Origin of the sequence: Ureibacillus sp. FSL W7-1570 (assembly GCF_038593265.1) — a bacterium.
GTDB classification, from domain to species: Bacteria; Bacillota; Bacilli; order Bacillales_A; family Planococcaceae; genus Ureibacillus; species Ureibacillus suwonensis.
Genome location: NZ_CP151979.1, coordinates 3,085,342 through 3,103,599 on the forward strand (window position 1 = coordinate 3,085,342; position 18,258 = coordinate 3,103,599).

At 43.8% G+C, this 18,258-nt stretch carries 13 protein-coding genes; 9 read left to right on the forward strand and 4 right to left on the reverse strand.

Translation table 11 applies throughout. From position 1 onward, the window contains the following. Positions 1–157 precede the first annotated feature (157 nt). Complete coding sequence (locus tag NST13_RS15325; protein ID WP_342470196.1) at positions 158–1,489, forward strand: oligosaccharide repeat unit polymerase; 1,332 nt, start codon at positions 158–160, stop codon at positions 1,487–1,489. 148 nt (positions 1,490–1,637) lie between these two features. Then, positions 1,638–1,829 (forward strand): hypothetical protein, encoded by a 192-nt coding sequence (locus tag NST13_RS15330; protein ID WP_342580991.1) that lies wholly within the window; start codon positions 1,638–1,640, stop codon positions 1,827–1,829. Between the two features lie 67 nt (positions 1,830–1,896). Here the strand turns inward: NST13_RS15330 and NST13_RS15335 are convergent, their stop codons facing one another. After that, the gene (locus NST13_RS15335; protein WP_342580992.1) at positions 1,897–2,508 is read right to left on the reverse strand and encodes a hypothetical protein; all 612 of its coding nucleotides are present in this window, start codon (positions 2,506–2,508) and stop codon (positions 1,897–1,899) included. A 56-nt stretch (positions 2,509–2,564) separates the two neighbouring features. After that, a complete protein-coding gene (locus NST13_RS15340) occupies positions 2,565–4,475 on the reverse strand; it encodes an S-layer homology domain-containing protein (RefSeq protein ID WP_342580993.1) in 1,911 nt (636 codons plus the stop codon). Positions 4,476–4,691: 216 nt separating this feature from the next. Here NST13_RS15340 and NST13_RS15345 point away from each other — a divergent pair, with 216 nt between their 5' ends. The 6 genes from NST13_RS15345 (at position 4,692) to NST13_RS15370 (ending at position 13,686) form a co-directional block, all read left to right on the forward strand. After that, positions 4,692–6,962, forward strand: coding sequence for an S-layer homology domain-containing protein (locus NST13_RS15345; protein ID WP_342580994.1), 2,271 nt, complete (start codon positions 4,692–4,694; stop codon positions 6,960–6,962). A 180-nt stretch (positions 6,963–7,142) separates the two neighbouring features. Further along, entirely contained in the window at positions 7,143–8,681 is a 1,539-nt protein-coding gene (locus NST13_RS15350) for an S-layer homology domain-containing protein (protein WP_342580995.1), read from the forward strand. Between the two features lie 130 nt (positions 8,682–8,811). Next, positions 8,812–9,957, forward strand: coding sequence for a polysaccharide pyruvyl transferase family protein (locus tag NST13_RS15355; protein WP_342470191.1), 1,146 nt, complete (start codon positions 8,812–8,814; stop codon positions 9,955–9,957). Beyond that, positions 9,954–11,054 carry a glycosyltransferase gene (locus NST13_RS15360; protein WP_342580996.1) on the forward strand — a complete coding sequence of 367 codons (1,101 nt, stop codon included), beginning with the start codon at positions 9,954–9,956 and terminating at the stop codon, positions 11,052–11,054. Before NST13_RS15355 ends, NST13_RS15360 begins: the two co-directional genes overlap by 4 nt. After that, complete coding sequence (murJ, locus tag NST13_RS15365; RefSeq protein WP_342580997.1) at positions 11,051–12,586, forward strand: murein biosynthesis integral membrane protein MurJ; 1,536 nt, start codon at positions 11,051–11,053, stop codon at positions 12,584–12,586. The genes NST13_RS15360 and murJ overlap by 4 nt, the downstream gene beginning before the upstream one ends. Positions 12,587–13,098: 512 nt before the next feature. Continuing rightward, positions 13,099–13,686 carry a TetR/AcrR family transcriptional regulator gene (locus NST13_RS15370; RefSeq protein ID WP_342580998.1) on the forward strand — a complete coding sequence of 196 codons (588 nt, stop codon included), beginning with the start codon at positions 13,099–13,101 and terminating at the stop codon, positions 13,684–13,686. A 145-nt stretch (positions 13,687–13,831) separates the two neighbouring features. On the opposite strand, the gene NST13_RS15375 is transcribed toward NST13_RS15370, so the two are convergent. Together NST13_RS15375 and brnQ are read right to left on the reverse strand one after the other, a co-directional pair. Then, the gene (locus tag NST13_RS15375) at positions 13,832–15,265 is read right to left on the reverse strand and encodes a S41 family peptidase (RefSeq protein WP_342580999.1); all 1,434 of its coding nucleotides are present in this window, start codon (positions 15,263–15,265) and stop codon (positions 13,832–13,834) included. 513 nt (positions 15,266–15,778) lie between these two features. Continuing rightward, complete coding sequence (brnQ, locus tag NST13_RS15380) at positions 15,779–17,116, reverse strand: branched-chain amino acid transport system II carrier protein (RefSeq protein WP_342581000.1); 1,338 nt, start codon at positions 17,114–17,116, stop codon at positions 15,779–15,781. Positions 17,117–17,350: 234 nt separating this feature from the next. On the opposite strand from brnQ, the gene NST13_RS15385 reads away from it, so the two are divergent. After that, a complete protein-coding gene (locus tag NST13_RS15385) occupies positions 17,351–18,256 on the forward strand; it encodes an NlpC/P60 family protein (protein WP_342581001.1) in 906 nt (301 codons plus the stop codon). The last annotated feature ends 2 nt before the right edge of the window (positions 18,257–18,258 follow it).

The following is an 18,258-nucleotide window of genomic DNA, read 5'->3' on the forward strand; positions in this document are numbered from 1 at the left end:
ATCCAATATGGAATCTATTGATTTTTTAATAGAAATGTTTAATTTCATGGCGCTATCTTGTGCTATAATTACCTTTGATTTGCTGAAATAATAAAATACATAATGAAGAGAGGGAAAGGAAGAGCATCTGCAGGGAAATCGATGTTCGGGAAGTTATATGAAAGATAGGATAAAAGCGACGATTAACAATATAAATAAAATAGATACGTTCTCGCCATATTTCTTTTTGCCGTTTATTTTGATGGCTTACTTCGTCGTCAGTTTGTTTGATTTTTGGCGGTTCGATTTATTCAATGTGAGAAAATCGATTTGGCCGGCCGTGATTTTGTCGGTGGTTTGCTATTACATCGGCGTTTATGTGGTGGATCGCAAAAAATGGACATTGCCGACGTTCGGGTTGTCCAAGTTGAGCAAATATATCGTCCATTTTGTGGTGCTGTTGACGGCCATCGGATTGGTGGCGTATGTGATGATGATCGCCCAAGGGATGATCGGGCTTGAAGACGAGTCCGTGCGCCGGAATTTGGACCCGAAATTGAATTTCTTCAGCCACTTGTTGTGGTACGGGGTATTGCTGCTTCTTTCTTATAAAATGATCAAAGAAGAAACGATGACGTGGAAAAAGGCGATTGTGTACGCCATTTTATTTGCTGTGGTCATGTTCCTGTTTTTATTGATGGGATATCGGACACCATTGGCATTGATGTTGTTTACAGGCATTATTGTATTCCATTATGTGGTGAAACGCGTCAAACTGACTTGGTTCTTGACATTCCTCGCCGTTGTGGCCATTTCCTTTGCATTATTCGGGTTTGTGCGCGTGTTGATGGAAGATACGTCCAAGGAATTCAACATGCGGGATCAACCGGATCGTGAGCATTTGGAAGAAGAAGAGCTGGAGAAATTATTGACAGCTGAACAGCGCGTCAATGCGACGCCAAAATGGATCTTGGCATTGAACGGCGAAATGGTCACTGGCCATATCGTGTTGAGTAAAATCATTGAGTATACTGAAAAAGAAGGCTATCTCAAAGGAGAAATCCATAAAGGCATTTTCAGTACCGTCTTGCCGGGAGAACAAATTTCTCCGCGCATGAAAGTGACAGAAGTGGTGAACTCATTAAGCGTGGAAGAAGGAAAATACATCACCCGCCCAGGCAGAACGACAACACCGACGTTTATCGGCCAATTGTTCCTGGATGGGGGATATGTGCTCGTGGCCATTGGCTTCCTGCTCTATGGAGCCATCGTATCCTTGCTTTATAATAAAATGAAACAAGCCGGAGTGAAAAGTTTCCATACAATCGCATATGCGTTTGTCATCACCTTGTTTACCGTTTCGATTCATACCGGATTGTTGGATTTGATCTTCATCCTGATGCTGGGATTTGTGATTCTTGCTTCTGCAATCAGTAAGACGGAGAAAGCGGAAGTGGGAATTGGCGCGGAGGCTTCTCTTGGAAGCACAAGAAGTTTATATGGGAAATGATGAAGTTTGAAATTGAGGCACCTTTCGAATGAAGCGATTCATTCGGGGGTGTTTTTTGTTTGGGAAAAATTTATAGGGGCGCTTTTTTACATGGTATATGCGAGCGAGGGACGGTATCTAAGCGAGATTGGGGATTATGTGAGCAAGCATGGGTGGTATCCGAGCAAGAGAAGAAGTTATCCGAGCAAGAGAAGTTGCCATCCGTGCAAGAAGAGGAGTTATCCGAGCAAGCAGTGGTCGTATCCGAGCAAGCGGGGATGCCATCCGAGCAAGAGAAGGAGTTATCCGAGCAAGAGGGGATGCCATCCGAGCAAGAGAAGGAGCTATCCAAGCAAGATAAGAAGTTATCCGAGCAAGATAAGAAGTTATCCGAGCAAGAGAAGTTGCCATCCGTGCAAGAAGAGGAGTTATCCGAGCAAGCAGTGGTCGTATCCGAGCAAGAGGGGATGCCATCCGAACATGCGAAGAAGCCCATCCACACCAAAGAGCCCCCCATCCGCACGAAAAAAGAATGTATCCACACCAAAGAACTCCCCATCCGCACGAAATAAGAATGTATCCACACCAAAGAGCCCCCCATCCGCACGAAATAAGAATGTATCCACACCAAAGAGCCCCCCATCCGCACGAAAAAAGAATGTATCCACACCAAAGAACTCCCCATCCGCACGAAATAAGAATGTATCCACACCAAAGAACTCCCCATCCGCACGAAAAAAGAATGTATCCACACCAAAGAACTCCCCATCCGCACGAAAAAAGAATGTATCCACACCAAAGAACTCCCCATCCGCACGAAAAAAGAATGTATCCACACCAAAGAGCCCCCCATCCACACGAAATAAGAATGTATCCACACCAAAGAGCCCCCCATCCGCACAAAAGAAGAATTCCTCCACCCCGAATCCCCCGCATAGCAAAAGCGAATCCCCCGCATAGCAAAAGCGAATCCCCCGCATAGCAAAAGCGAATCCCCCGCATAGCAAAAGCGAATCCCCCTCACTCAACCAAATCCCCATAACCCCCCTCAAAACAAAAAAAGCACCTGGCTATTGCCAGGCGCTTACACCAATCATTATTTCACAGTATCCAAAATATTGACGTACTGTGCACTTACGTAGGCCACTTTATGGTTGCGGCTGTCCGGGATGATTTCGTACCATCCGCTTGAAACAAGGTTGGGGCTTGAAATCAACACTGGGAGCATTGAACGGTTATATCGGTAAATAGCAGGGAAACTTGTGGATGCGCCCGTCCGGACATTCAATCCCGTCGTATTTGTTAATCCGACTTTATAACCTTTATTCGCATCTTTGGCGCCCAAGTATTTATCCGCACGGTAGTAATGTCCTGCCGCTTTTGCGCCCCAATACGGATCGGATGCGTATTTCACGTTGAATCCGATGCGTTTTGTTCCAAATACAGCACCGTGGGCAAAGGAAGCATTGGCCGGAATATAGTTTTTCCACCAGAATTGATCCATCAATTCACGGATGCTTGCTTCCGGAGATGCGAATTCTTTTTTCAATGGATTTGTGTCATAGACGTACAAACCAAACAAGTTGTTGTAATTTTGCGCATAATCGCTCATTCCAAAATCGCTTTCATGGAAGGCGAGCGCCAAAATCATCATGGCATTGACGCCGTATTCTTCTTCAAAGGCTTTCAACTTTTTCCCTAAACCGATCAATTTACTTTTCTTCGAAGCGTTCGTATAGCGTCCGCCTTGTTTTTCCCGCTCTTTTAATGCGTAGTCGATATATCTGTCCAAATCATCAGCTGTATATTGGGTTTTGGTATGAACAGGAAGGAACTGATAATAGTTGTAATATTTAAATTTTTCCGCACCTGTATAGAACGTGATGCCATCCCAGCTGTAATACTTGACGCCGGCTCTCATTTGGCTTGGCGCTTTGCCGAACGTATAACTTGCCGTTTCTTTGCCGGTTTGCGGATCCACCAAGACATGCACGATTTCTCCGCCCACATTTTTATAATAGTTGCGGCCTTTTGACAAGGTGTAAGGGTACAACGTCAATGTGTTTGCATCCACATAGCCCACTTGGCCGGCCAAATCCACTTTCACTTTATTTCCTTCCGAACCAAGATATTGCATTTGTGATCCGGTCGCCACGCTCACTTGATCCCCGATTGTTTGGGAGTTCAACACGCTGTAAGCTTTCGCCACTGCGAAACCGGCACCTGGATACATATAAACGATGTTGCCGTTTTTCGTAATGACTTGGTTGCTATTTTGAACGCTCGGCTTGATGGCATTAAAATCATAGGATTTTGTGTTGGTTGCCGCCAGCGTTCCATTTTGGATCACGCTTAATTCATAAGGGCCGAAATTGATCGCCTCTTGGTTTCCAGCCACTTCCATCATTCGGATGATGAACGTTGCGGCTTGGGAGACAGGCGTATTTTTCAATGGATAAAAATACACGCCATCCGGCATGGTAGACCCTTGGATAATCCCTTTTTCCGCCCCGGTTGCGACAGCGGAATAATAATCCTTGTAGATTTGATTTTTGTCTTTAAACGTCAAATCTTTCGCTGTGCTTGTAGGAATCTTCAAATATTTCATCGCACGCTCAATCATGACCGCCATATGTTGGCGTGTAATCGGATCATTCGGTTTGAATGTGCCGTTTTCATATCCCGTCACGATTCCGGCTGATGCGGCTTTTTGAATATCCTGATAATATTTGTTGCTTGAGGGCACGTCGCTGAAAGAGATCGGATCCTTTCCATTCGGCAATCCGATGACTCTTGAAATGAATGCCGCGAATTGAGCCCGTGTCACCGTCGCATTCGGGTTGTATTTCCCATTCTCGTCCGGCGTCAAAGCCCCTTTCGAAATCAGATAGCGCAGCGAACGTTCATGATAGTTGCCAGTCACATCATCCGCCGCTTCCACCTGGTTGATGGAAAAGAGCGAGAAAACCAGCAAAATGGTAAACATCATTCCTACTAATTTTTTCATCTTCCTCCTCCTCTCTATTTCCAATACTATCAAAATATTACTAAGTTATTAAGGGGTGAATTGATATAAATGAAATAGAAATATTATGAAAATAGCAGGGCAGAAAGTAGTGTTTTTGAATTCTCTTATTTTATCTTCCTCTTTTATAGTTTAATATGGTTTAATGGAAAAAGATGAAAAGGGAGGAAGGTGAGTGCTCTTTTTTTGAGCGAGAGAATGAAAAAAGTATTATCAATTGTTTTCGCATTGTTGCTATTGATCGGGACTGTAGCACCGGTACAAGCGGCCCAAACGGTCAATGAGCAATATCCGGTTTCTTCCGGAGTGATGTATAGCCAATATACATACAAAGACAGCTATACGAATGTGATCAATCATCTATCAATCAATTTGAATGATTCATATACGAAAGTCGATGTTGGATTGCCAAGCGCCTATAATAAACGGGAAACGGTGCTGGCCATCGCAAACCGCGATTCCAGGGACGGAAATCGGGTGGTCGGTGCAATCAACGCGGCATTTTTCAATATGAGCACGGGCGTTCCCGCATTTTTGATTGCGAAAAATAACCGCATCATCAACGGCGGTCTTGTATCGGAAGGCGCGGACCAATACATGAACGTTCCGACGGCATTCGGCATCGGTAAAAATGGACAAGGCATCATCGATTATTTTGATATGAAAATTACGATGTCGACGAACGGCAGCACTTATAATCTTTCAGGAATGGACCGTGTCCGCAACGCCAATGAAGTCGTGGTTTATACGCCAAATTATTACCTCGGCTATACGAACAACAATGAATATGGATTCGACGTAATCATCGAAGGCGATCAACCGGTGGGACCCATCTATTTTGGCGATACCATTTCAGGAAGGGTCAAAGAAATTGCCCCTTATGGACAAACGAAACATGCCATTCCGAAAAACGGATTTATTCTGTCTGTTCAGGGAGGCTCACCATACAGCAAAACTTTCTCCAATTTGCAAATCGGACAGCAAATCAGCGTGAATTTTGATATCGATGCCCAATGGAAAGATGCGCAATTCATCCTTGCTTCAGGGCCATTCTTGGTGCGTGATGGCAAACCGTACATCATGATGAGCACTTCTTCCAGCCGCGCAAGAGAAGTGGCTCCAAGAACGGTTGTGGCGTTAAGCAAAGATAAGAAAACGGTCCATTTCATTACGGTGGATGGAAGACAGTCCCACAGCAAAGGAATGAATATGACGCAACTGGCCAATTATTTGGTCTCTTTGGGCGTGGATACAGCCATCAACCTGGATGGCGGCGGCTCCACAACGATGGGGATCCGGAAATATGGAAGCAATGATGTTGTTCTGATCAATAAACCATCGGACGGTTCTCCGCGTGCGGTCCATGCCATTTTGGAAGCGATCAGCACCGCACCATTGGGAGAAGCGAAAACACTCAAATACTCCCGCACGAACGTAGGTACAATGCTTGTCGGAACAAGTTCGACGGTCAACGTACAATATGTATTGGATGAATATTATAATCCGCTTCCGCTTGCTTCCGATTCTATCAGTCTTGCATCCCAAAACAAAACTTTGCAGGTGAACGGCACGACATTTACAACAACGAAAGCGGGAGAAGACCGGATTTATATCATGTATAAAGGAAAAGTCCTCCAATCCTTCCCTGTGACCATCGTGGATGCCCCAAGCTCCATGACGATCCAAGGGGCCAAGGAAGTCACAGTGGATGAAACGCAAAACTACACGGTGGATGCAAAAGATGCGGAAGGAAAAACACTCGTCTATAACGCCAATCAAGTGAAATGGTCTGTGGAAGGAAACATCGGCACAATCACTTCTTCCGGCCAATTTAAGGCGACAAATCCGGGCAGCGGAAAAATTGTTGCGACATTGGGGTCAAAATCGGTTTCCATGGCTGTGCAAGTGAAGGACAAATCCATCTTCAAAGATGTGCCTTCAAATTACCAATACTACAACGAAATCGAATACAGCGCCAAAAATAATATCATCACAGGTTACAGCGATGGCACATTCAAACCGAAAGAAAACATTTCCCGTGAGCATGCGGCCGTCATTTTGGCGAGAGTGCTCAATTTGAATACAAACAATGTCAAAGATCCAAACTTCAAAGACGTTCCAAAAACGCATGTTTACTACAAACAAATTGCCGCGGTGGCAAACGCCGGCATCATGAGCGGGAAAGAAAACGGCACATTTGATCCGAAAGGGAAATTGACCCGCGCCCAAATGGCCAAAATCATTTCCGAAGCCTTTGAATTGGATCATACGAAAGTGCAAACAGCCAGCTTGAATAACCAAAAAATCAGTTTTGCCGATGTTCCGTCCCAACACTGGGCCGTTTCCTACATTCAAGCATTGGCATATCATAACGTAACAACCGGATACCAGGACGGCACATTCAAACCGAATGAAAACATCCGCCGGGAACATTTCGTTCTGTTTGTTTACCGCGCGATTCATCTGTAACATCCTATGCTCTCCTCTGCTTTTAGCGGAGGAGAGTTTTTTATTTGCAAGAAAATGCGTTGGAAGGGCAACATTGGCATTATTAAAACGGACTGACAATGCTGCCAACCGAACATGGGTGTACAAACTTCCGATTCAAGCCTATAATGGAGCCTTGAATGAAACTAAGGGAGAAGAATAATGAAGAAAATTTTATCGACCATCTTATCAATGATACTCATCCTATCTTTTGCGGTTCCGTCCTATGCGCAAACATTCCGGGATGTTCCAAAAACCCACTACAATTATTCGGACATCGAATATTTGGTGGACAAGGGGGCCATTGATCCAGCGGCAACATTTGCCCCTGCCGATACGGCGACCCGTATGGATGTCATCGTCATGCTGGCGAAGGCGTTAAAATTGGATAATACGCCTAAGGCAACCGGCTTCAAAGATGTGCCGAAAAGCCATAAATACAGCGGCTATATTTATGAGGCAACGAAAGCCGGAATCATCAACGGGTATCCGGACGGCACATTCAAACCGGACCAAAAAGTGACCCGTGGCCATATGGCAGCCTTCATCGCCCGGGCTTACAAATTGCCGAACGGGACGCAAACTTTCAAAGATGTGCCAAAAGGGCATACGGCTTATGAAGCGGTCAAACAATTGGCCAAAGCGGGCATTACGACAGGATACACCGACGGCACATTCAAACCGCAAAACAACTTGACGAAAGCCCATTTGGCGACGTTTGTAGCCCGGGCTGTCCGTTACAAAGAAACCGGTTCAACCGTATTAAAAAATATGAAAGTCCATTTCCTTGATGTTGGACAAGGGGATTCCATCCTGATTCAAACGCCAAATGGCAAAACCATATTGGTGGATGGCGGTCCAAAATCGGCAGGGGATGAAGTGGTCGAGTATTTGAAATCATTGAAAATCAATACGCTTGACTATGTCGTTGCGACCCATCCGGATGCCGATCATATCGGCGGCTTGCTCGACGTATTGGCCGCATTCCAAGTGGAACACTTTATCGACAGCGGGAAAGTGAGCGCAACAGACACGTATATTGCACTATTGAACGCCGTCAAAAATGAAGGATCCGATTACCGTCAATCGGTCATGGGCGAGTCTTTAACCATTGATCCATCATTAAAAATCCAGGTGCTCAATGTGAATGCCTATGCGGAAGAGACGAATGAGGCAAGCATCGTATTAAAAGTGTCTTATCAGGATGTGGATGCGCTGTTGACAGGGGATGCGGACACAGCCATCGAATCGCAAATGATGGCGAAATACAATGTGGAATCGGAAATTTTGAAAGCGGGGCATCACGGCTCAAGCACAAGTTCAAGTTTGGCGTTTTTGCGCGCGGTGAAGCCTGAAACGGTCATCCTCAGCTACGGCAAGGGAAATTCATACGGCCATCCGAACAGCGGCGTGTTGAGCAATATAAAAACGGTCGGCGCCAAAGCATACAGCACGGCGGCAAGCGGCAATATTGTCATCACATCGGACGGCTATCTGTATACGTTGAATGCGAAACCGTTTGAAAACACCTCCCAAACAACACAGAACAATAATCAATCCACTGTCGTGCCGGGAGCACCGTCAAGTTTTGCCAATTGTACAGAGATGCAGAAGTATTATCCGAACGGGGTTCCATCCGGCCATCCCGCCTACCAGGCTAAAATGGACCGGGACAACGATGGATGGGCATGTGAAAAATAGTTTGAAAAAACCAGGTCAACAATGGCCTGGTTTTATTATTTGATGGTATTAGGCTTGTGGCTATTTTTATGTTATTCTATACAACGGAATGCTATAATTGTTCATTATAACAACAAAAGGATGTAGGTTCATGAAAATCGGAATCGTAGGCAATTACGGTAATGATAATAACGGGGATGAATCGATTTTGCTCAGCATCATCATGCAGCTGGAGCAGGTGTTCAACGTTTCCCGTGACGACATTATTGTATTCAGCAACAACACGCAGCAAACGAGCGAACAATATGGAGTCAAAAGCTATCCATTATACTATAAAAGCAAAAATTTATATAAAACTTTTTACACTACATACCAATCCAATAAAAAATATGTTTCGAAATGCGATCTGCTCATCATTGGCGGCGGCGGCATATTGATGGATTTTTACCGCCGGGAAGCCCACCTTTACAGCACCTATGCGTTGATGGCCAAAAACGCGAAAGTGCCGTACATCGTGTATGGATGCGGTGCGGGCCCGCTTGATACCATTTCAGGCCGTCTGATGATCCGATTCATGTGCAAACATGCTTCCAATATTTCGGTGAGGGATCCCGAATCGAAAACGTTATTGGAAAAAATCGGCGTTAAAAAAGAAATCAAAGTCATCGGCGACCCGGCCTTCACTTTATACCATCCGAAAGCCGGTTACCGGGAGGAGCCGATGGAAGTGGCGGTTTCCTGTGTGCCCATGTATAACGCGAACTACTGGCCATATGGCGACGTCGATAAGTATGAGAATTACGTGTCCGGGATGGCGAAAAATTTGGACCACTTGATTGAAAAGGAAAATGTCAACATCACCTTTTTCGCCACCAAATATCCTCAAGATGTGTATGTGACGAAAGATATCCAGAAGAAAATGAAGCATCAAGCGAGGACAACCATCATTGATGAAAACTTGAAGCCGCAAAAATTATTGGAGCTGGTGAGCAAGTATGATGCGGTGATTGGCACACGGTTGCATTCATTGATTATTGCGACCTGTTCCGCAACACCGGTGATCGGCATTTCCTATCATCCGAAAGTGACCAATTTTATGAGATTGACCGGCATCGAAAACCGCTGTCTTGCCCTTGAAGAGATCGAAACGGATGACATGATTTTATATCGCGCCTTTCATGAACTCCACAAGAATTGGAAAGAGGTTGTGGATGAAACGAAAACCATCGCCCGAAAGGCATATGAAGAAGCGAGCAAAGGCAAAGAATTGATGATGAAGGCAGTGAAGGACAAATGAAAAAAGTGTTTGTAATCAGCAATATGTATCCTTCAAATGAACATCCGTCATTTGGCATTTTCGTCAAAAATCAGGTGGAAGCGCTGAAAAATGAAAACATGGACGTCATTGTCGCCGCAAACCAAGATCCAAGAACGGGCAAGAAAAACACCTTATTGAAATACGGCAAATGGGCGAAAGAGGTTCTTGGGAAAGCGTTGAAATATAAAAAGGACATTTCCGTTACCCATGCCCACTATGTATTCCCGTCCGGCGTCTTTTCATTGATGATGAAAAAGTTGTTCAATATCCCGTATGTCGTCACTGCCCATGGCGGCGATATTGAGCGGATGGCGAAGAAAAGCGCCATCATCCGCAATTGGACGGAGAATATTTTGCGGGAAAGCAGCCATGTCATTGCCGTGGGACCGGTGCTTGCCGAGCAAATTGAAAAGGAATATGGCATTCCGCGGGAGAAAATCCTCGTTTGCAGCATGGGCGTAAACCGCAAACAATTCAAGCCCGGCAACAAGGAATCGGCGAGAAAACAATTGCAGCTGGATAAAGATGCCTTTATCTACTTGTTTGTTGGCAATGTCATCAGACAAAAAGGCGTGGAAGAGCTGCTCATCGCTTTCCAGCAAGTGAAAAAGGCGTCGGATCGAAAAATCAAGCTTGTCATTATCGGTTCTCAGCGGGATACGAATTTCGTCAACAGTCTAAAACCATTAGTGGATGAAGATGTGCTGATGGTCGGGCCAATGAAGCAGCAGGAGCTTGCGACTTGGTATCAGGCAAGCGATGTGTTTGTGCTGCCTTCCCATTTGGAAGGGTTCGGGCTGGTTGCCTTGGAAGCCGTCGCGACAGGAATTCCTGTCATTGCATCGGATGTCGGTGGACTGACGTACCTGCTCGGGGACGGAGCCGGCCGTCTGGTGGAACCGAAAAATCCGAATGCCCTGGCGGATGAAATGTTGAAAGCTCTGACGACTCCAAAAGAACAATATGTGAATCAGGAAGCATGCGAAAGGATTTTGCATATCCATGATGCGGATGAAATCACAAAACGGGTCATCAGGCTGTACGAATCTGCGGTCAACGGAGGTTCGGGCCTATGAATAAATTTTTAAAAATCGTCGGAGCAGTAGCCATCATCAATATCGCAGCCCGGATTTTCGGATTTTTGAGGGAAATGGTCATCGGCTACCAATACGGATTTTCCTTCGCAGCCGACAGCATTTTTACGGCGTACATGGTGCCGAACTTCTTGTATTTGGTCGTTGGCGGCGCCTTTACAACGGCGGTCATTTCGTTGTATACACGAAAAACAACCGACCAGGCGGAATTTGTCAAGCAGTCCTTCACGATTGTGTTGACATCCGGAATCGTCATGACGGCGGTCGTGCTTCTGTTCACCGATCCACTTATCAAGGAGTTATACGAAAACAACAAAGAAATTACACCGGAAGCCATTGAGTTGACGAAGCATTTGTTTTACTGGATGATGCCTTCATCAATTTTCTTGATTCTTGCTTCGTATTACAGCGGTTTATTGAATGTTCATAATAAATTTCATTTATCCAGCTTTTCCATCTTGATCTATAATGTCGCCTTTTTGGTCATCGCGGTCGGCCTATCTTTCTTCATCGGGCCAATCGCTTACGGGGTCAGTGCGATGGTCAGTGCGGTGATCATGATTTATTTCCTGATTGCCGGCTACCGCAAGCTGAAATCCCATCCGATCGGCATCTCCTTTAAGCGGGATATGACGACAAGGGATTTGTGGATCATGGTGGTGCCCATTATGATCGGCGGCGGAACGATCCAAATTTATGCGATGCTGCAACGTTTCTTTGCCCAGCTTCTGGGATTTGGGGAAAGCGCCATTTCCGTTGTCAACTATGCGTCGAGATTGACGCAATTCCCGCAAACCATTTTGATTACAGCGGTGACGACGGTCATCTATCCCATTTTAAGCCGGAAAGAAGCCGAAGATGATCATGAATCCATTCGGCACTTATACAGCAAAGGATTGCGTTATTTGGTCTTATTGATGGTTCCTGTATCCATCTTCGCCTATTTCTACGCGGAAAATATCATCCAAGTCATCTTTGAATACGGAAACTTTACTAAAGAAGGAACGAAATTGACGACGCCGGTGATGCAAATTTTCGTATTGTCCATGTTCTTCCTGGCGGCCAATACGTATATCACGCGATTCTATTATGCAAAAGGGGATTCCCTTGCACCGGTCATCTTCAGCATCATCAACGTGTTCATCGTCAACATTGCGGTGATGTATTGGATGGCGGACTCGACAGGCGTCGCTTCCATCGCTTGGGGTACGCTGATCAGCTCGATTGTGAACACGCTGTTATTGATCGTTTATGCGCGCTTCAAATACGATTTGAAAGTCGGCGGGGGACAGTCGTCCAAAGAGTCCATCAAACTGCTCATTCCACTTATTTTAATCGGGTGCATTACATATTTTTCAAGCAAATACCTGGTGTTTGATTATAAGTGGATCACCTTCCTTGTCGGATTAGTCATTTTCGGCGTGAGTACAATCGGATTGTTGAAGCTGTTTGGCATCCAAGAGGTGGAAGAATACTGGAATAAAATCAGGGGCAAATTGAAAGGGAATAAATAAAAGATATAGCGGTATGAGGTTGGGACAAACCCTTCCTCTATTAAAGGAGAATTTGAGCTTTCTCAAATTCTCCTTTTTTCTTGAACCCGGTTTTCGCAGCCTCAATTTTTTATTGGAATATTCGTTCAAACCCAAGCATAATAATAAGTATTATAATATTTTATCAAAAAAATGTATTTACATCAAAAAAATACTATAACCTTTGTGAGCAAAATAATTGGAATGATGTTGTGAAGCATGATATTTTAGTATAGAGTAGAGAATACCGGTTTGATGAACACTAAAAATTGGAAGAAAATATCATGTCTTTACAATTTGTGTCAATCGATATACTTATAGTAATAAAACTTTTAACCTAAAATGTTTTTTGTTTATTTATACTATTTACACTGTGTTTATAGTCAATTTACACTATTTTACCTACTTTTATGTTTGGATTTTGTAAAATTATGATAATATTATTTAGCGTAAACAGAATTTACTATATAATGAAAATGCTGTGAAGAATATGGATGGGGGTAAGTACATTGCCTAGAGGTAGAAGAGTAAATTCGAGTGGTGAAAGAAGTAAAAAACTACTTCTAGAAAAGGCTACAGAATTATTTTCGAAAAATGGATATCATAAAACAAAAATTAGTGATATTGTGAAGTCTGCTAATTTGACACAGCCAACGTTTTATCTTTATTTTGAAAATAAAGAGTCATTATATAATGATTTAATCTCACAGTTTAAAAATAACTTCCTAGAAACAATCAACCGCATTCAATCGGAGGCTGATGAGGGAAATATCGTTGAAAATATACATAGAAATTTGACGATTCTGTTCCGATTCTTTGAAAGTAAACCGCATTTAACCAAAATCGGTTACTATCAAACGGAAGAAGCAGACAAATTAAAAGAAAGATTTTCCGATCTGATCGAAGAAGTGTTGAAAGATCGGGCAGAATTTGCCGATTATGATATCCGTATTGTTGCTCACAGCTTGGTTGGCGCCATCGAGCGTCTCACATTGACTTTGCTGTTTACAAAAGAAAGAGAACCGGAACAACTGGCTTCTGAAATCATCAACTTGTATTTTGCGAGAAACTTCGTAAAATAGTGGTGAAATTTTTTGGAAGCGATCGTATAGAATGACTTCCCAATCCTTAAAAGTTCGAATACCGTGCTTTTTAAGGATTTTTTTTTAACGATAAAAAGAGCCATATTCATTCAAGAATGAACATGGCTCGGTCAGGTGCCGGAAATTAATTGTTTCTTACAGTCACGCGCAAATAGGCCCCTTCTTTTAATGGATTGTTCTGTTTGTCTTTCAATGTTGGATGGACGAGAAGCATATACTCGCTACCTGCTGATAATGGCTGATTAGGCGTCACAATCAATTGATTGCCTTTTGTTGATAGAGAAACATCCACTTTATTTCCGCCCAATTCCACCAGCTCGACATCATTTCCATTGACTGGGCCCAATTGGCGGTTCAACGTGATTGTAAATGTTTTTGTTGTCGGCACATTCGTCAAAGCTTTCATCTCTTTATAGTTTGCGAGTTTTTCGGCAATGGCATCATAATGCGCCTGATAAAGCGGATCGGATTTCGTAATGATATCCGGTGTGATTCCGGTATTGCGGATCACGGTTCCATTCGGGCCGAAAAATTCGCCGATGGTCAGTTTTAATACACCATTGTCGGATAGTTCATAAAAGGCTTGCATCGTGCCTTTTCCGTATGTTTTTTCCCCGTAAATCACCGCCGCTTGATAATCTTTCAACGAGGCGACGGTCATTTCGGAAGCGCTGGCGCTATAGCGGTTTACAAGCACTTTCGTATGATTGTCAAAAATTCGTTGCGGCCCAACCAGTTTCACCAGCAAAGAGCCGTCGGAAGCCAGCTGGTATTTATTTCTTTCCCGGTCGTAATATAAATAATATTGGGTATTCACTTTGCTGTATTTCACTTTATAGGCATATTCCGTATTTTGGAATAAACCGATCAGATCTTCCGCCGCATCCACATATCCGCCGCCATTGTTTTGCAAATCGAGGATGAAGGAAGTGGCTCCTTGTTTTTTCAATTTGTCATACTCTTTTTTCACAAGCTCGGCAGCGTTTTCTGAGAAGGATTGGAGCTGGATGTAGCCGACATTTCCGTAAAGAAGCCGGCTTGCTGTATTCGGGATGGAGAAAGGTTTTCTTGTCAAAGTTTTCGTCACCGTTGAACCATCGGCTTTCAAAACTTGAACGGTCACTTTTGTATTCTCTTTCCCCAAAAGTAATGCCTGACCTTCCTCAACGGTTTTTCCTTGGAGGGAAACGGAATCCACTTTTGTGATAATATCTCCAGCTTCCAGCCCCTGTTCAAAGGCACTGCCGTCTTCGATCACATACGTAATCAACATGCCTTTTTCATGTTGGAGCATGACCACCCCGATTCCAACCTGTTTCATGTTCACCGTGTTCATAAAACTGTCATATTCTTCCTGTGTAAAGTAGCTGGAATACGGGTCAAGCATATTAATGGCTTCATCAATGGTCGTTGCCTGATCGATATTCCCTTTGATCTCGCCGTAATATTCACTTTTTACAATCCCTTTTATTTCTTGCAATACATTTGCTGCTTGTACATTCAACGGCAATAATAGAATGAAAAGCAGCATCGGGATGACTGAAAACCATTTTTTCATGTGGTACACCTCTACTTTCTGGATGTCTCTATTATAGCAATTGGAGCTGGATGATATAAACAGTTTCTGAGAGATTGATAGAATAATATTTTAATCGGTGAAGGGAAGGGATGGAGGAAGCATAGATGCCCTTCACATGTGGAAATGGAGTGCAAACTTGCGGCAAAGCATCGGAGAAACATTTTGCCGGCTTGATGGAAGAAACCGGAAGTGTATGTATCGTGCCCGACAAAACAGGGTTTAGCCTTTGTTACAACATATGTACATGAAAGACTAAATAAAACGAAAAGGGGAATGTTTTTGAAATATTTTTGTAATGTTTTTGTAACAAAGAAGGCGTCCATGTTTCATTGTTAGGGATGAACGATTCGCCAATCCAAGGCAGGAATCCGCCAAGGGGGAAATTCTGAGCAAAGCGGGAATGGAAAACCGCCGAAGATATTATTATAGAAGTTTCTCAAAAAAAAATGGGAGCCGCCCGGAAAGCCGTTGCTCTCCAAACAGCTCCTTCTATTAATTTGTTGCGCCTTTTGCAGACTTCGTTATAAGATGGATGATCCAGCCGATGACAAGTCCGACAATGGCTGGAACGAGCCATCCAAGGCTTTGTTCATATAACGGAAAAGAACTTACCAATTTTTCATACCAGCCGATGCTGAATCCGGCCCCTTTAATTCCATCGTATAAGCTTACAAAGGCTGTTGCAATCAAAGCTAACGTGTAAACAATTGGTGCCCGGTTCCAAGCTTTGTCGAACATGACCATAAACATGAGCACGATGGCGATAGGGTAGATGAATAAAAGCACCGGCAAAGTGATTTGAATCAATTTAGCCAACCCGAAGTTTGAAATCAAGAAAGAGAATACGGTAAAAATCACGACCAATAATTTATAGGAAAGTTTCGGGAATAGTTTTGAAAAGAATGTCGCATTTGCGGTAATCAAACCAACTGATGTGGTGATACAAGCCAAGATGATGACCAATGATAAAATGATGCTTCCCGTGTTGCCGTACAATACTTTTGAAGCGGCGGAGATGACGCTGCCGCCTTCATCAAAATAGCCTGTCACCGTCGGACTGGATGCCCCAATCCAAGATAAAGAAATATAAACGAACGCTAGTCCCAAGGCTGCAACAATTCCGGCAAAAATCGTGATGGTCACTTGTTTCGCCCGGTCCATGATCCCTTTTGCCTGGATGGATTGGACAACGACGATACCGAATACAAGGGATGCAAGCACGTCCATTGTCAAGTACCCTTCAACAAACCCTTTTGAAAAAGCTTTCGTAATGTAATCACCTTGGGCTTCTTGAAGTGGCCCCATTGGCGTGATGACGCTTTTTAACGCAAGCAATAAAATAACGATCAATAAAGCGGGCGTCAAGATTTTACCGATACGGTCCACCAATTTAGTTGGATTCAAGGCCAGATATAAACTGATGGCAAAATAGATCAACGAACTGATAAATAAAGGCACCCAACTTTCAGCCTGCGCTTCTGATAAGTATGGCGCAATCCCGATTTCATAGGTCACGGCGCCGGTACGGGGAATCGCAAAAAGCGGCCCGATGGATAAATAGACCACCGCTGTGAAGATGATGCCGAACAACGGATGGATCCGGCCGGCCACTTCTTGAAGGTCCCCTCCATTTTTAGCGACGGTCACGATCCCTGTAAGCGGCAAACCCACACCTGTAATAAGGAATCCGATGATTGCGGGAAGGAGGTGTTCACCTGCTTGTTGTCCCAATAGCGGCGGGAAAATGATATTACCAGCTCCCAAAAACAGAGCGAATAGCATAAACCCTACAGCCAAATTGTTTTTAATAAAACTACCAAGATTATTCATGATGCATTTTCTCCTTCAGTTATTTAAGAATAGAGTAAAATTTCTAAAAATTTAAAATAGTAACTTGACACCAACAATGTCGAATTCTATCACATGTTGTCGAAAAAGACAAACACAATTTTTTAAGATTTTTGGGAACGGTTGGCAAGATATTTAAAATTATAAGCTTTTTGCCGAAATAGAAAATAAGTAGTATGATAGAATCACAAATTTCCTTTTGAAGGAGGGAAAGGGATGTATCCTCGAAAGAAGTCGATGCTGATCGGTGCGGCCATATTGGCGAGCTGCATTTTCTCGCCGAGCGTTTATGCGACGACAGATAACGGTGTGAAAACAACCGTCGCCCATTCTAACATAAAAAGCATGATCATGTCTAATCATATCGCCAATTTGGATCGTTCCGAAACGAGAAAAGAAACGTTATCCAAAGCCCGAATGACCAAATTGAGCGACCAGCAGATTGCGTCTTCCATTACATATAAAGTGGCTGCAGGCGATACGTTAACAAAAATCGCGAAAAAATTTAATGTGTCAGTGGAGGAGATTGTCCGATGGAATCAATTGCCTTCCGCCGATAAGATTTATGTTGGACAAATATTGAACATTTATGCTTCTTCAACGGGTGTTGCGGCAGGAAATCCCGGCAATGGCGCGGGCAATCAGACGGATACTTCCGCAAATGAGGAAGCGTTGAAGGATAAAGCCATCGAAGCCCAGTTGGCAAAAGAACGGTTGATCGAAACAAATCCTTCCGACAAAGGACAAGCCATCTACAAAAAAGCGATCGAAATCGCCAAAACGTATTTGGGTGTGCCGTATTTATTCGGAGGCAACACGCCGGATGGATTTGATTGTTCCGGATTTGTCCGTTACGTGTATGCGAATGCCGGCTTGGATATCTTGAGAAAGAGCAGTGAAGACTACTTCATGCAAGATACGACAAAAGTGAAAAATCCAGTCCCTGGCGATCTCGTTTTCTTTAAACATACATACAAAGCAGGGGTTTCACACATGGGCATTTATCTCGGCGACGGAAAATTTATCCACGCCGGGAATGATGGGGTGGAAATTTCAAATGTTTCCGCTGATTATTGGAAAAAACATTTTGTAGCGTACAAGCGATTCAACGGAATCAAGTGAGA